The 15,918-nt window shown below is 56.9% G+C and carries 12 protein-coding genes and 2 pseudogenes; 8 read left to right on the top strand and 6 right to left on the bottom strand.

Features of this window, described 5'->3' with window-relative positions; translation table 11 throughout:
* Positions 1 to 449: 449 nt before the first annotated feature.
* On the bottom strand, positions 450 to 2,330 hold the full coding sequence (locus KDX37_RS18835) for a methyl-accepting chemotaxis protein (protein WP_231654216.1): 1,881 nt from the start codon (positions 2,328 to 2,330) through the stop codon (positions 450 to 452).
* 342 nt (positions 2,331 to 2,672) lie between these two features.
* On the opposite strand from KDX37_RS18835, the pseudogene KDX37_RS29810 reads away from it, so the two are divergent.
* A pseudogene (locus KDX37_RS29810) lies at positions 2,673 to 3,716 on the top strand (methyl-accepting chemotaxis protein); the annotation flags it as partial.
* The gene (locus KDX37_RS29805; RefSeq protein ID WP_406642795.1) at positions 3,702 to 4,619 is read left to right on the top strand and encodes a methyl-accepting chemotaxis protein; all 918 of its coding nucleotides are present in this window, start codon (positions 3,702 to 3,704) and stop codon (positions 4,617 to 4,619) included. The pseudogene KDX37_RS29810 and the gene KDX37_RS29805, both read left to right, overlap by 15 nt.
* A gap of 90 nt (positions 4,620 to 4,709) precedes the next feature.
* Here KDX37_RS29805 and KDX37_RS18825 read toward each other — a convergent pair whose 3' ends face one another.
* The 5 genes and pseudogenes from KDX37_RS18825 to KDX37_RS18805 form a co-directional block, all read right to left on the bottom strand.
* On the bottom strand, positions 4,710 to 5,630 hold the full coding sequence (locus KDX37_RS18825; RefSeq protein WP_231654214.1) for a type II toxin-antitoxin system RelE/ParE family toxin: 921 nt from the start codon (positions 5,628 to 5,630) through the stop codon (positions 4,710 to 4,712).
* Positions 5,618 to 5,857 carry a CopG family ribbon-helix-helix protein gene (locus KDX37_RS18820; protein ID WP_231654213.1) on the bottom strand — a complete coding sequence of 80 codons (240 nt, stop codon included), beginning with the start codon at positions 5,855 to 5,857 and terminating at the stop codon, positions 5,618 to 5,620. The genes KDX37_RS18825 and KDX37_RS18820 overlap by 13 nt, the downstream gene beginning before the upstream one ends.
* Positions 5,858 to 6,422: 565 nt before the next feature.
* Positions 6,423 to 7,037 (bottom strand): hypothetical protein, encoded by a 615-nt coding sequence (locus KDX37_RS18815; protein ID WP_231654212.1) that lies wholly within the window; start codon positions 7,035 to 7,037, stop codon positions 6,423 to 6,425.
* Between the two features lie 433 nt (positions 7,038 to 7,470).
* Positions 7,471 to 8,094: pseudogene (locus KDX37_RS18810) on the bottom strand (glycosyltransferase family 2 protein); the annotation flags it as partial.
* A 320-nt stretch (positions 8,095 to 8,414) separates the two neighbouring features.
* Positions 8,415 to 9,179: an SDR family NAD(P)-dependent oxidoreductase gene (locus KDX37_RS18805; protein ID WP_231654211.1), complete on the bottom strand. Its 765-nt coding sequence runs from the start codon at positions 9,177 to 9,179 to the stop codon at positions 8,415 to 8,417.
* A 491-nt stretch (positions 9,180 to 9,670) separates the two neighbouring features.
* Here KDX37_RS18805 and KDX37_RS18800 point away from each other — a divergent pair, with 491 nt between their 5' ends.
* The 6 genes from KDX37_RS18800 (at position 9,671) to KDX37_RS18775 (ending at position 15,837) form a co-directional block, all read left to right on the top strand.
* Positions 9,671 to 10,939 carry an OprD family porin gene (locus tag KDX37_RS18800; RefSeq protein ID WP_231654210.1) on the top strand — a complete coding sequence of 423 codons (1,269 nt, stop codon included), beginning with the start codon at positions 9,671 to 9,673 and terminating at the stop codon, positions 10,937 to 10,939.
* 178 nt (positions 10,940 to 11,117) lie between these two features.
* Complete coding sequence (locus tag KDX37_RS18795; protein WP_231654209.1) at positions 11,118 to 11,945, top strand: NAD-dependent epimerase/dehydratase family protein; 828 nt, start codon at positions 11,118 to 11,120, stop codon at positions 11,943 to 11,945.
* Between the two features lie 41 nt (positions 11,946 to 11,986).
* Positions 11,987 to 12,874, top strand: coding sequence for a glucurono-1,5-lactonase (locus tag KDX37_RS18790; protein ID WP_231654208.1), 888 nt, complete (start codon positions 11,987 to 11,989; stop codon positions 12,872 to 12,874).
* Positions 12,875 to 12,942: 68 nt separating this feature from the next.
* Positions 12,943 to 13,965 (top strand): TRAP transporter substrate-binding protein, encoded by a 1,023-nt coding sequence (locus KDX37_RS18785; protein ID WP_231654207.1) that lies wholly within the window; start codon positions 12,943 to 12,945, stop codon positions 13,963 to 13,965.
* Positions 13,966 to 14,028: 63 nt separating this feature from the next.
* Positions 14,029 to 14,556 (top strand): TRAP transporter small permease, encoded by a 528-nt coding sequence (locus KDX37_RS18780; protein WP_231654206.1) that lies wholly within the window; start codon positions 14,029 to 14,031, stop codon positions 14,554 to 14,556.
* Positions 14,557 to 15,837 carry a TRAP transporter large permease gene (locus KDX37_RS18775; RefSeq protein ID WP_231654205.1) on the top strand — a complete coding sequence of 427 codons (1,281 nt, stop codon included), beginning with the start codon at positions 14,557 to 14,559 and terminating at the stop codon, positions 15,835 to 15,837.
* Positions 15,838 to 15,918: the final 81 nt, after the last annotated feature.

Genomic DNA, 15,918 nt, shown 5'->3' with positions numbered 1-15,918 from the left:
TCGATATAATAATTGAAGGAATGGATGTGGGATGACGAAGCTTTCTGGGGGCCGTCATTCAGTCCAACAAAAAAATCTGGGGTTTGGGCGTACAACCCCTGTCACTTCAACCACTGGAAAGTTGATTATTCATTCAATAAAGATCAATGAAATCAGACAGAGATTTATTGATGCACCCAAGATGAGGACATGCCTTGTGCATGCTTGATACTGTTGTGGAAACACACCTTGGATGACAAGAAGGTTCGACACATAACCCAGCGGCTGTCAGTCATCGTATAAGATTGATAATTGAAAACGTCTTATTCAGAGATTAGCAAAACCGTGTTATCCCGCATCCTGTTTTGGATCCAGTGTTACGGGATACATTCGAGCGCATCATATAAACCTCGAAAAAGCGTGAGGCACTTTAATCAATACCTCACGCCAACTTGATGCGTTCGCCTTCATCAAATTTTGAAACTGGCGACCAACTGTTTCAGACGACCGGCTTGCTGCGAAAGTGCAGCGCAATCCTTGAGCGTCTCATTAAGGTTCGCAACACCTTGTTGGTTAAGCGTATTGATCTGGTTGATATCCACATTGAGTGTTTCAACCACTGCGGTCTGTTCTTCAGTAGCGGCTGCTACGGACTGATTCATGCCGTCGATGTCGCCGATACGGCGTGTCACATCACGCAGACGGCTGCCCGCCTGGTTGGCGACTTCCACGCTGCCCAGGCTCGACGCCTGGCTCGCATTCATATTCAGCACCGCGCTGTGTGAGCCCGTTTGCAGTTCACCGATCATGTTGTGGATCTCGTCGGCAGACACCTGGGTGCGGTGGGCGAGGTTGCGCACCTCGTCGGCCACCACGGCAAAACCGCGCCCGGCTTCACCGGCACGTGCGGCCTCGATCGCCGCGTTGAGCGCCAACAGATTGGTCTGCTGCGAGATGCCTTTGATCACGTCGAGGATTTGCCCGATGTTGTCGGTACTGGCATTCAGCTGCTCGATCTGGGTGCAGGAGTCACTGATCTTGGTCGACAACTCACTCATGGCGCTGATGGTCTGCTCGACCACTGCCTGACCATCCTGAGCTTGCGCACGCGCCTCGCTGGCCTGGACCGAGGCGTCGGACGCATTGCGGGCGATCTCTTGCGTGGCAGCGCCCAGTTCGTTGATTGCTGCTGCCACACTGTTGGTACGGGCGCTTTGCTCATCAAAGCCAATGATCGAGGCGTTGGACGACTCCACCACACGCTGAGAGAGGCCGTGCACCTGCAGCGTCGCCGAAGAGACCTCGACGATAGAGGCGTGGACACGCTCGACGAACTGATTGAACGAGCCACCCAGATCAGCGAACTCATCGCGACCCTGAATGCTCAGGCGGCGGGTCAGGTCGCCTTCACCCTGAGCGATGTCCTGCATGGCACGACCCATGTCGGTCAATGGCCGCATCAGCGCCCGGATAAGCAGGCTCAGCAGCAGGGCAATCACCGTAACCGCAATCAACACGGCAACGATCGCAGAGCTGCGGAACTGACTTAGCGGCGCATAAGCCTTGTCCTTGTCGATCGACAAACCGATGTACCAGTCTGCAGAAGGCAAGCCCGTGATCGGGGTAAACGACAGCAGGCGCTGCTGGCCATCGAGGGTGACTTCACGCAGGCGTCCGTCCAGGCTCAGCGTCTGTCCCGGGTAAATGTCCTTGAGGTTTTTCATGACCTGATTCTTGTCGGGGCTGACGATGATCTGGCCATCGCCGCTGACCAGAAAGGCATAGCCCAGGCCGCCGAACTCTACCGAGTTGATGATCTTCACCAGCGTGTCGAGGCTGAGGTCACCGCCGACCACGCCGCTCACCTGGCCACCGCTCTTGATCGGGCTGGCAATGGTCACGACCAGCCCACCGACCGACGCCAGATACGGCGCGCTGAGGATGGTCTTGCCAGCCTCGACGGTGGATTTGTACCAGGGCCGCTGACGAGGATCGTAGCCGGCCGGCATTGCCACGTCGGGCCGCTGGGTAAACGTACCCTTGCTGTCGCCGACATAGGTGAATTGAAAGGTCGAGACCAGCGATGTCTGTGAAACCAGTCCACTCAGGTCAGACCCAACGCCCTGATAGGCGACGTCCTGGGTCAGGTTCTCCAGGACCAGAATGCGGCCGCTCAACCAGTTCTGAACGCTGCTGGCGGTCAGTTGCCCCGCCTGGCTCACGGAAGATTCAAGGTTCTGATGGATCGTCGTGCGCTGCAGATAATCGTTATACAGCGTGAACAGCGCAAAAGCCAAAACAACGACACCTGACGCCGCCAGGAGAATCTTGTGGCGAAACTTTAAATTCATTACAGCCTCTTCACGACACACACAGAAGGTTGAGCCCTGGAGAGGGCAACTTTTAATTGGGGACAATGAATACAGTTAAACGCTCTTTGCTCTCATTGGGAAGCGCAGTTCATCGCCGCAGTATAGACAGCATTCTGGCGTGTATTTAATGACGTGAATACGTTGTGTCCCCGCCTTATCGGCACGCCTTTATAAGCATTCCACGTGTGCGGCGAAAGCCGCCAATACGCTTTTTGAATTTATTTGTTTTTTTATTTCAGCTTGGCGCAAGGCGGCCGATAGTGTCTGTACCCATGCCTCTGCGGTAATGTTCGACGTTAATCCTCCAGAGGTCGTAATTTTATGAGTTGTTTCTGGAGCGCCTCAATGAACAGCTGGTTTGCAAACATCAGCGTCAATATGAAGCTGGCACTGGGCTTTGGCCTGGTACTTGTTTTTACTGCCATTCTTGCCCTGACTGGCTGGACCAGCATGAGCGGCTTGATTGATCGCAGCAACTGGATGAGTGACATCACCTCACTCAACTCCCAATTGACCAAACTGAGGGTCACGCGCCTGCAATACATGGTTGCCGATGGCGACGAAAAGGTAGCCGACACCGTCCAGGTTTCGCTGGACGGGTTCAAGGCCTATCAGGAAAAGCTGCTGACTTCGTTCAAAAGCCCTGAAAACGTCAAAATGCTGCAGCAGTTGGGGGCGGTCATCGCTGATTATCAGAAATCCCTGAACAACATGCGCAGCGGCTACAAAGCCAGTTCCGCACTGCGTAAGGACCTGACGGCCAATGCCATCAAAGCCACCGAAATGCTGGATCGGATCATGGCTGATGTGAAGAAGCTGGAAGCGACCGACGAGACCCGTTTCTCGCAATTCGAGCTGATCGCCAATGCCAAGGAAAACCTGATGCAGACGCGCTATGAAGTGCGCGGCTACCTCACGGATCTCACGCCTGAAAACGAGCAGTCCGCCGTACGCAAGCTGGACGATACCATCAAGAACCTGGACATACTGAAATCGACCTTCAGTGGCACTCAGGCAGATGCGCTCAAGCAACTGGAAGCCTACCTGCTGACCTACCGCACCACACTGCAGAACTTCAAGAACGCCAGTGCCGACATTGCACAGGCTCGCAAGGAAATGACCGTACAGGGTCAGGACATCGTCAAACTCAGCGAAGCCATGTACCAGCTGCAACTGGATCGTCGTGACCAGGAAAGCGTCCAGGCGCGCAACATGCAGATTGGCTGCACCTTGCTGGCCATGATTCTGGGCGTGATCGCTGCCGTGATCATCACCCGCCAGATCACTCGTCCGCTGCAGGAAACCATGGCAGTGGTTGACCGGATCGCGTCGGGCGACCTGTCGCAGACCATGGTCGTGACCCGTCGTGACGAGCTCGGCGTTCTGCAACAGGGTATTCAACGCATGGGCAGCACCTTGCGCGAACTGATCGGCGGGATCCGCGACAGCGTCGTACAGATCGCCAGTGCGGCCGAAGAGCTGTCGGCCGTGACCGAACAGACCAGCGCCGGCGTCAACAGCCAGAAGGTTGAAACCGACCAGGTGGCCACCGCCATGCACGAGATGTCAGCGACTGTGGCAGAAGTGGCACGTAACGCTGAACAGGCCTCCGAAGCAGCTTCTACCGCGGACAAGGAGGCCCGCGAGGGCGACAAGGTCGTCGGTGAAGCGATCGTCCAGATCGAGCGCCTGGCTGCCGAGGTTCTGCGTTCTACCGACGCGATGACGTTGCTGGAGCAGGAAAGCGACAAGATCGGCAAGGTCATGGACGTGATCAAGGCCGTGGCCGAGCAGACCAATCTGCTGGCCCTCAACGCGGCCATCGAAGCGGCACGTGCCGGTGAAGCCGGGCGTGGTTTTGCGGTAGTGGCCGACGAGGTGCGTGGTCTGGCACAGCGCACTCAACAGTCCACTGAGGAAATCGAAAACCTGGTCGCTGCACTGCAGAACGGCACCCGTCAGGTGTCGTCGATCATGCTCAGCAGCCGCGAACTAACCGTCAGCAGCGTGCAACTGAGCCGCAAGGCGGGCACTTCGCTGAGCAGTATCACCCAGACCGTGTCCAACATTCAGGCCATGAACCAGCAGATCGCAGCGGCTGCCGAAGAGCAGAGCGCCGTAGCTGAAGAAATCAGTCGCAGCATCGTCAACGTGCGTGATGTGTCTGAACAAACCGCCTCGGCCAGCGAAGAAACCGCCGCGTCCAGCGTCGAACTCGCGCGCCTGGGTGGCCAGCTGCAAACGATGGTCAGCCACTTCCGGATCTGAACGAAAGAAGCCTGAAGCCTTTTGGGCTTCAGGCTTCATTTCGCCGTGAGTCTCTCTGATGGCCGCTGGGTCGGGCCGTGCTTTATAAGCTCAGGCCAATGCGCTTTTATAGGCGTCGATAGCGATCTGATCAGCCTTCTTTTTGCCAGACGCAAGAAACATTCGAAAGTCGTCCCCTTGCAACAGCTGATCAACTTTGCGGCTTAACGTTATGCGAGTTGCCTCGGTAATCGCTGAATCGCCATGTTCCATACGATAAGAGCACACCAGCGTCTCGATCAGCTTGGCGCGCAGCTTTTCTATGCCCTTACCGCTCTCAACACGTTTGTATGTGGAAACAAAAAACGTTTCGCCACGGTCCTGCTTGTTGCTGGACACATAGGAGACGGCACACAAACCCGCGCCACTGCGCTTGCGCCAATGCACGACCGCTCGCTCGTCCAGTTGCAGCACTTCGCAGCCCAACCGCATATGCCCGCTGTGCTTGAGATGGATAACGGCCGCTTCAAGCGCTCGCAATGTACCGCCAAAAGCCGCGTCGCTGAAGCGTTCCTGTAGCACGACCTGTTTGTCACGCACGATTCGAACCATCCAGGTATTGCAGTTCCCCTCCCGGTTGATACAGCGCGGTACACGATAGGTCAGACCATTGATCAGTTTGTCGTAACAACGCAAATCGGAAACATCAACATCCGACGCAACCACTGTTATCGGTTCACGATAAACAGACTGATTGATGGGCTGGCCGTTCAGGTGGAGAAATCGAAGAATCTCGATAGCACCGGATGTTACATGGTAGGTGGTCAGGAAAGGCCAGCGTTTCAGCTCAAGCTCCCTGACAGACGCTACCTCGGTAGGCCTGCTGTCCACGCGCAGAGAGCCATCAAGCACTTTGCTCTCGGTCACCACGTCATGGACGATTGTCTTGGCCTGCTCAATGCCGACCAGGCCTTTGTAATGCTCGAAAATATTGTCGAGGTCATCACTCGCCTTACGCGTCAGTCTAAGCATGGATCATGCCCCCATTTACGTTCGATCTCTTGAAGATTGATGAGGTTGCCTGCCTGGGCATCCGCCAAACCTTCGTGAATCAACTCGGTTTGCACGCGCTGGTGCTCGAGATAATGGGCCAGGGCCTTGTTAATAAGACAGGAGCGTTTCTGCCCGGTGCGCGTCATCAATGACTGCAGGCTTGCAGACAGCTCCGGTTCGATACGAAACGATACAAGAGGATTCATTGAACAATTCCTGCTTCCAACGCAGACCTGCACACAGGCCTGTGTCACGAAACGAATGTCCGCAACCCTATCTTCTCCGCGGGTTAGTTGCACGCCATGTGGCAATTTAATACCAACCTTTCTGCCGAGAAAGAACTTAAAAATGGCAATAAGTTCAACTAGTTCAGAAAGATTTTCCCTGTTCACCTATTGCTTGAGGCCCGTTACATGATGTCAATCATACGCAACGGGTATCCCGAGCAGTGACCGCCTGGATGGAAAAGCGCGAACTCTAAAGACGCGCATTATCATCATTCCCAAATACTTTTTCAAGCGTTAGTTTGGATTCCAATTGGCCACTACATAGGAAGCTTTCCCGGAACGGCAATAAGCCATCACTCTTCGATTGATTGTTTTCTGATTAAAATACAGTGCCTGCAATCTCTTACATGGATCCAATCAGCGTTTTATTGATAATACTGAAGAAACCCAGCGCACGCTTATACGTCCTTCTCACCGCACGCGACATAAGGTCGCACCCTCTGATCTGCTTGTCATTTTCGGGTAATCAATCGAATACACAACGCTACAAACGCTCTATATATTCTGTGACGGCAATCTGATCTGCCTTTCTTTTCCCCGCGTCGAGAAAGACCTGAAAAGTGCCGCTCTCCAGTAAATTGACGGCCTCCTGACGGATCTTCTTTTGTATGGAATAAGGGATTGCTGACACGCCGTGTTGCGCTTCATATGCACGCTCAAGTACTTCTACTACGCGGGTATTGAATTTCTCCAACCCTCGGCCGCTCGCCACTCGCTTATAGGTGGACAAGAAGAACGTTTCACCCCGCCCGGGGCCCTGTCGAGTGACATAGGCCACGGCGCAAAGGCCCACGCCACTGCGTTTTCGCCAATGCACAGTGGTGTGTTCGTCCAGTTGAAGGATGTCGTCGCACCGCCAGCCATGACCACTGTGGAGCAGGTGAATGATGGCTGCCTGCAAGGCCAGACGGTGACCGCCAAAGCGCAGATCCGTGAAGCGGGCATATACCTGGACACGTTTGTTTTTCAGGACACGGACGATCCAGACGCGGCCCCGGGCTTCTCGGGTAATACCGCGCGGAACACAATAGGTGACATCATCGACAGTTTTGTCATAACACCTCAGGCCCGAAATATCGATTTCAGAGCGTGTATTCATGGGGTCAGTTCGACAAAGGAATGAGTATTTGACGCAGGCGGAAAATCAAACGGACAGTACCGTTATCGCTGCACCGTTTTATACTGGACACTGCCTGTAACGCGACACTGTTTCAAGGTTGATACAGGTGTAACAGTTCTGGACAAGCACTACTTGCAGCACACTGATATGTTATCGGCACCTGCACTTGACTGTAGCTTATCCACTGTATTTATAAAGCAAGCGGTCTCTTCGGGAAGGTGTATTCAAGCCACGCAGGCATAGGCCGCTGTTCGTGGTTGTTTCAATACGAGAACTCCTGAACAGAATGTCAGTGACTCAGTCGTGTTTGCAGCACTCTGCATTTTTCAGCGTCTGGACAGCAACAGATCGGCGAATGCTGGCCTCTGGAGCTCAGCGCAATGACGCGGGGCAAACCAGCGCCTCGCTCCGTCTATTCATCGACGCGTGGCGGCCACGCCAGGCCGAAATCCATGTGCTCCAGTGTCAGGTTCGGATTGTAGGCACAGTCGCGTTTGATCAATGGCCAGCGGTGGGCCATATAAGCCACTTCGCTGTTGAAGCGTGCCTGCTTTTGCGGTGAATCCTCAAGCCGCGCGTGGCCGATTCGTGGTGATACAACTCTGCATAAGGCGTCCAGACGTTGACGTACCGCGCCTCACGGACACGCAAACAGAAATCCACATCGTTGAACGCAACCTTGAGGTGCACTTCATCAAGGCCACCGACCTGCTCAAACACGGACCTGCGAATGACCAGACAGGCCGCAGTAACGGCAGAGAACTCCTGAGTCAGTACCGCACGCCCAAAATAACCATACTCGCCTGGGCAGAAACTTGTGCGCATGGTTGGCAATGCCGCCTACGCCCAGAATAACGCCACGGTGTTGCAGCCGGTCATCTGCAAACCACAACCGTGCACCAACGGCACCAACACCGGGCTGCAGGGCCAAGGCGACCATTTCCTCCAGCCAGTCAGCGCTGAGCACGGCACAGACGCGCTGGACTACTGAGCAATATCGATTGCGGATGCGTGTGCGTACTGTAGGGTTTTTCAGGCATGGCTACCGCCCGTGAGCCAGGCTCGCAGCGGTCGATCCAAACAAAAGGGACAAGGTGGTATCAGTCCCTGAAGACTGCAGGAAACCCGTGGGAATCAGGCTGTTAGCGCATCAGTACGCAGGGTGCCATCGCCCAACAGTGTGGCACCGCTTCAAGCGGCAGGCCCTGTCTGACGATGAGCGGTCAATACTGTTTCAGCTGCGTTACGCCTGCACCGTCGTGTGCTTCACGTGCGAACCACACAACGGCATTCAGCGTTTTTCGACAGCTGTACAAACGCTCAGCCTGGCCTCTCGATCCAGGCCATGGGGCGCTGTCAGGCCTGGGGAGGCTGACCATTGGAAGCCGACAGACCACCATCTACCGGCAAGTTGACCCCGGTGATAAACCTCGCGTCGTCGCTGGCCAGAAAGGCGATCACATCGCCAACGTCTTCGGGTTCGGCATGACGGCCCAGCGCAATGCGCTCCTTGAATTTGGCCATCAGTCCCTCATCGTCGAACATGTCCTGCGTCAACTCGCTGCGCGTCAACGACGGGCAGACCGCATTCACGCGCACCCCGTCCGCACCATGGTCCATGGCCAGCGCACGGGTGAAATTGGTGATCGCGCCCTTGGCCGCATTGTAGAAACTCATGCCCCAGTCACCGCCCAGGCCGGACACCGACGACACGTTGATGATGCTGCCCTTGCTGGCGATCAGCGCGGGCATGGCGGTGCGGGTGCAATAGAACACGCCGTCCAGGTCCACCGACATCAGCGCTCTCCAGTCGTCGACGGAAGATTCGGTAATCTTGCCGGACTTGACGATGCCTGCGTTGTTGACCAGCACGTCCAGACGGCCGAAACGAGCCGCCACCTCTTTGAAAAGCTCTTCGACGTCGTGCAAGTCCGCTACGTCGGTAGCCCTTGTGAAATGCCCTTCGCCCGCCAGTTTTTCGGCCACCCTGGCAAGCTTGTCGTGATTGCGGCCGACCAGCACGACCTGAGCACCTTCTTCAGCAAAGCGAATGGCAGTGGCTTCGCCAATCCCGGAACCGGCGCCTGTGACCACAACGACTTTCTGGGTGAAACGATTCATTTAACACGCTCCAAAAAAAGGAATGGGGTGTCTGGTGGACTGTGAGCCAGCCTGCAGCGTTCATTCCCATTGCCCTGCGGCCATTTCCAGAGCTGGCGAGCGCGTTGAAGTGGCAAAAGTCTCGACTAATGGTGCGTTGACAAACCCTGTGCAGCCTGTAAATAATCCGCGAAGTTGTACGACAACCTATGACGCCAACAATAAAAACAACATCGGGGCCTGTTCACATGAAGACTCGCGTCTGCACGTCTGCTCTACCCATTATCGAAACGTTACCGGCTGTGGCTGGTGCCTCATGGTTTGTCCGTTCGCAGTACCTGACACCCTTCCTGATTTATAAATTTCGCTGAAGTTCGGCGAGCGGTACTCGGCCGTCTTTCGGCCGAGGCCATGCCCGGCAACGGGCATCACATAATCCTCGAAGTAGTCGGCTGCAAGCGGTTCAGAGCCAGAAAAGAGGACAGTTTCGTTAAAAAGGGAGCACAACAATAATGACATCTCACACCACCCGTTCACGCGTACTGTTGGGCGTTGGCAGCATGACGCTGCTGTTCCCGATGCTCGGCATGGCCGAGGGTTTCGTGGACGACACCAAAGCCACGCTTACCCTGCGTAATGCGTACTTCAACCGTAACTTCACCAACCCGGCTTACCCCAGCAGTGCGGCGCCACAAAGCAAGGCCGAAGAGTGGACACAAAGCTTCATTCTCGACGCCAAGTCCGGGTTCACTCAGGGCGTGGTGGGTTTCGGGGTCGATGTACTGGGGCTGTACTCGGTCAAGCTCGATGGTGGTCGCGGTACCGGCGGCACGCAGTTGCTGCCGATCCACAGCGACGGGCGTCCAGCCGATGACTTCGGGCGTCTGGGCGTAGCGGGCAAGGCACGGTTTTCCAAGACTGAACTGAAAGTGGGCGAGTGGATGCCGGTGCTGCCGATCCTGCGCTCGGATGACGGCCGTTCGCTGCCGCAAACCTTCCGCGGCGGGCAGGTGACGTCCAAGGAAATCGACGGCCTGACGCTCTACGGCGGCCAGTTCCGCGGCAACAGCCCGCGTAACGACGCCAGCATGGAAGACATGTCGATGAACGGCCGGGGCGCGTTTACCTCTGATCGTTTCAACTTTGGCGGTGGCGAATACGTCTTCAATGACAAGCGCACTCAGGTCGGCGTCTGGTACTCGGAGCTGCAGGACATCTACCAACAGCAGTTCTTCAACCTCCTGCACAGCCAGCCGATCGGCGACTGGACCCTGGGCGCCAACCTGGGCTATTTCATCGGCAAGGAAGACGGCAACAAGCTGGCCGGCGACCTGGACAACAAGACCGCCTTCGCCTTGCTGTCGGCCAAATACGGCGGCAGCACGTTCTACGTCGGCCTGCAGAAACTCAGCGGCGACACGGCCTGGATGCGCGTCAACGGCACCAGCGGCGGGACCCTGGCCAACGACAGTTACAACGCCAGTTATGACAACGCCAAGGAGAAGTCCTGGCAGCTGCGTCACGACTATAACTTTGCCGCACTCGGGGTGCCGGGTCTGACGTTGATGAACCGCTACATCAGCGGCGATAACGTACACACCGGCAACATCACCGACGGCAAGGAATGGGGCCGCGAATCGGAACTGGCCTATACCGTACAAAGCGGCACGTTCAAAAGCCTGAACGTCAAATGGCGCAATTCCAGCATACGTCGCGACTTCAGCACCAACGAATTCGACGAGAACCGCATCTTCATCAGCTACCCGTTGTCGTTGCTCTGACGCACCCGGCCCTGGTTCGCCAAACCGCGAGCCAGGGCCTGCGCAACGATCCTGCCAACGGTTCGTCGCAAGGCGAATTTTATACTTTGGCCGCGTTGACAATCAGCGTATGGGGTGCCGATAATCCGGTAAGTCATACGACAACAGATGACAAAAAATAACAATCAGGACATTCCTCATGGCATCGGCTCACACCACCCAAAATCCCTTCAATCGCCTCCTGCTGACAGGTGCGGCAGGTGGCCTGGGCAAGGTACTGCGCGAGAAATTGCGCCCTTACGCAAACATCATTCGTCTTTCTGATATTGCCGACATGGACCCGGCGGCCGACAGCCACGAAGAAGTGCAGGTCTGTGATCTGGCCGATAAAAACGCCGTGCACGCACTGGTCGACGGTGTGGATGCCATCCTCCATTTCGGCGGAGTGTCGGTCGAGCGCCCATTCGAAGAAATCCTCGGCGCCAATATCTGTGGCGTGTTCCATATCTACGAAGCTGCGCGTCGTCATGGCGTGAAGCGCGTGATCTTCGCCAGCTCCAACCATGTGATCGGGTTCTACACCCAGGACGAAACCATCGACGCACATTCACCGCGTCGTCCGGACAGCTATTACGGCCTGTCCAAGTCCTATGGCGAAGACATGGCCAGTTTTTACTTCGATCGCTACGGCATCGAAACCGTAAGCATCCGTATCGGGTCGTCGTTCCCTGAACCGCAGAACCGTCGAATGATGAGCACCTGGCTCAGTTTCGATGACCTGACCCAACTGATCGAGCGCGCTCTGTACACGCCAAACGTAGGCCACACCGTGGTGTACGGCGTGTCTGACAACAAGACCGTGTGGTGGGACAACCGTCTGGCCAGCGATCTGGGTTACAGCCCCAAAGACAGCTCGGAAGTGTTCCGCGCCAAGGTCGAAGACCAACCGATGCCTCCTGCCAACGATCCGGCAATGGTCTATCAGGGCGGTGCCTTTGTGGCCTCAGGCCCTTTCGGCGACGAATAAACCCGTTAACCCCTGGCCGAACCCTGGAGACACATACCGTCATGGATGCCGAACTGATTCTGGATGCACAGAACGCCACGGGCGAAAGCCCGGTCTGGAGCGTACGCGAGCAAGCACTGTACTGGGTGGACATCCCGGCGGGCCGTCTGCACCGCTGGCTTGCCAGTGATCAAAGCACGTGCAGCTGGAAAGCGCCGCAGATGCTGGCCTGTATTGCAGCCGACGGCACGGGTGGCTGGATCGCAGGCATGGAAAGCGGACTGTTTCGTCTGCAGTCCGATGCTCATCAAGACAGCCTGAACAGCGAACCTCTGGTCGAGGTCAGCCATGCTCAGCCGGGCATGCGCTTCAACGACGGCCGCTGCGACCGGCAGGGACGTTTCTGGGCAGGCACCATGCTGATGGACATGGCCGCCGGTGCCGTGGTGGGCGCGATGTATCGCTACAGCGCCGGCCAGCAGACACTCGACCCGCAACTCAGCGGTTTCATAGTGCCGAACGGCCTGGCGTTCAGCCCGGACGGCAAGATCATGTACCTGTCCGATTCGCACCCCGATGTGCAGAAAATCTGGGCTTTCGATTACGACACAGACAGCGGAACACCGAGCAATCGCCGCCTGTTCGTGGACATGAATCACCATCTGGGGCGTCCCGATGGTGCCGCCATCGATGTTGATGGCTGCTACTGGATCTGCGGCAACGACGCCGGACTGATCCACCGCTTCACCCCTCAGGGCAAGCTGGACCGTTCGCTGGTCGTGCCGGTGAAAAAACCCGCCATGTTTGCCTTTGGCGGGCCAAATCTGGACACCCTGTTCGTGACGTCCATTCGTCCCGGTGGCGACCTCAGCGATCAACCACTCGCCGGTGGTGTGTTCGCTCTGCGGCCTGGCGTCCAGGGCCTGGAGGAGCCCTTGTTCCAATACTGATACAGCACTGATACCGCAACACTGAAACCCCATAGCACCGACCAAAAAAAACAAAATCGGAGACATCCATGGATTTCAAACGCACACTTCTCATCGCTGCACTTCCATTCGCCTTCTGCGTGTCGGGCATTGCCCAGGCAGAGGTCAAGATCAAGTTCGCCGAAGTTCACCCTGCGGGCTACGCGCCGGTCGTGGCCGAACAGAACATGGGCAAAAAACTCGAAGAGCAGAGCAAGGGCGAGATCAGCTTCAAGATGTACGCAGGCGGCGTGCTCGGTTCCGAGAAAGAAGTCGTCGAGCAGGTCCAGAGCGGCGCTGTACAGATGACCCGCGTCAGCCTCGGCATCGTCGGCCCGGTGGTACCGGACGTCAACGCGTTCAACCTGCCATTCGTGTTCCGCGATCAGGCACACATGCGCACAGTCATCGACGGCGAAATTGGCCAGGAGATGCTCGACAAGATCTCCAACTCCAACTTCAACATGGTCGCGCTGGCCTGGATGGATGGCGGTACACGCAACCTGTACACCAAGAAGCCCGTGCGCAGCATTGCTGACCTCAAAGGCATGAAGATCCGCGTTCAGGGCAACCCGGTGTTCATCGACACCATTAACGACATGGGCGGTAACGGCATCGCCATGGCCACCGGCGAGATCTTCAGCGCCCTGCAGACCGGCGTGATCGACGGCGCAGAAAACAACCCGCCGACCTACTATCAGCACAACCACTACCAGAACGCCAAGTTCTACACCGTGACCGAACACCTGATCCTGCCGGAGCCGGTGGTGATGGCCAAAACTACCTGGGAAAAGCTCAAACCCGAGCAACAGGCTCTGGTGAAAAAGCTGGCGCGTGAAGCGCAGATGGAAGAGCGTGTTCTGTGGGACAAATCGTCCGCCGAGGCCGAGGCCAAGCTCAAGGCTGCCGGTGTGGAATTCATCACCCTCACGCCTGAGCAGAAAAAAGCCTTCTATGACGCCACTCAAAAGGTGCGTGACAAGTACGGCGCGCCTTACAAGGATCTGATCACCCGCATCGAAGCGGTTCAGACCGATCCTGCGCTGACGGCAAAAACTCAAGCAGCCCAATAAGACTGTCCGATAACGCCGCGGGGGCGAGCGCATGCTCGTTCGCCGCCGCTGTGGTGAGCCTCCATGAAAAATACGCTATTGCGCATCAACGACACGCTTTATCGCGTCTGTGTCGGGATCGCGGGTCTGTCGATTCTGATCATGACTCTGATCATCCCTTGGGGCATCTTTGCCCGTTATGTTCTGGGCAGCGGTTCCAGCTGGCCGGAACCCACCGCCATTCTGTTGATGGTGGTTTTTACCTTCTTCGGCGCGGCCGCCAGTTACCGTGCCGGCGCGCACATGGCGGTGTCCATGGCCGTCGACCGCCTGCCTCTTCAGGCACGCAAGCTGGCCGCACTGGCCGTGCAGATCCTGATGGCGACCGTCGCTCTGTTCATGATCTTCAAGGGCTTCAAGCTCTGCGCCACCACCTGGAATCAGTTCATTGGCGAATTGCCGTTCCTGCGCGTGGGCATCTCTTACCTGCCGATTCCGATTGGCGGCGTGGTGACCCTGATATTCGTGCTCGAAAGGCTGTTTCTGGGTGACCAGAGCCAACGTGCCGTGATGCGGTTCGACGTTATAGAAGAAAGCGAAGGTGCCGCATAAATGGACGCATTAGTACTGCTGGGCAGCTTTATCGCATTGATCCTCATCGGCATGCCGGTCGCTTACGCACTGGGTCTGTCGGCGCTGGTCGGTGCCTGGTGGATTGATATTCCCGCCGACGCACTGATGATTCAGATCGCAGGCGGCGTGAACAAGTTTTCACTGTTGGCGATTCCGTTTTTCGTCCTCGCCGGGGCAATCATGGCCGAAGGCGGCATGTCGCGACGGCTGGTAGCGTTCGCAGCCGTACTGGTCGGCTTCGTACGCGGCGGCCTGTCGCTGGTGAACATCGTCGCGTCGACCTTTTTCGGCGCGATTTCCGGTTCGTCCGTGGCCGATACCGCGTCGGTGGGCTCGGTTCTGATCCCGGAAATGGAGCGCGCCGGCTACCCGCGTGAATACTCCACGGCAGTGACCGTCAGCGGCTCGGTGCAAGCGCTGCTGACCCCGCCAAGCCACAACTCGGTGCTCTACTCGCTGGCCGCTGGCGGCACGGTTTCCATCGCATCGCTGTTCATGGCGGGCATTGGTCCCGGCCTGTTGCTCAGTGCCGTGATGATGGGCCTGTGCATGATCTTTGCGCGCAAACGCAACTACCCCAAGGGCGAAGTCATTCCGCTGCGTCAGGCGCTCAAGATCGCTGCTGAAGCACTCTGGGGCCTGATGGCCATGGTGATCATCCTCGGCGGTATTCTGTCGGGTATTTTCACTGCGACCGAGTCGGCGGCCATCGCCGTGGTCTGGTCGTTCTTCGTCACCATGTTCATCTACCGCGACTACAAATGGCGCGACCTGCCCAAGCTGATGCACCGGGCAGCCCGTACCATTTCCATCGTGATGATCCTGATCGGTTTTGCCGCCAGCTTCGGTTACATCCTGACGCTGATGGAAATCCCGATGAAGATCACCACCGCGTTTCTGACCCTGTCGGACAACCGCTACGTGATCCTGATGTGCATCAACGTCATGTTGCTGCTGCTGGGTACCGTGATGGACATGGCGCCGCTGATCCTGATCCTGACACCGATCCTGCTGCCGGTCGTGGCGGGGGTAGGCGTCGACCCGGTGCACTTCGGCATGATCATGCTGGTCAACCTGGGGATCGGCCTCATCACGCCGCCGGTGGGTGCAGTACTGTTCGTCGGTGCTGCGGTCGGCAAGGTCACCATCGAAGCCACCGTAAAAGCGCTGTTGCCGTTCTACGTTGCACTGTTCGCGGTATTGATGCTGGTCACTTACGTGCCTGCCATTTCGCTGTGGCTGCCAAGCGTCGTGCTTTAAGCAATACTCTGCTGTCGACCCCTTGCGGCGCAGTCAACTGCGCTGCAAGGGCCTCGGCACGCCCTCTTCGTTTTCCAGCCA

Source organism: Pseudomonas californiensis (assembly GCF_021147775.1).
Lineage (GTDB): Bacteria > Pseudomonadota > Gammaproteobacteria > Pseudomonadales > Pseudomonadaceae > Aquipseudomonas > Aquipseudomonas californiensis.
This window is presented reverse-complemented; position numbering and strand designations above follow the sequence as displayed.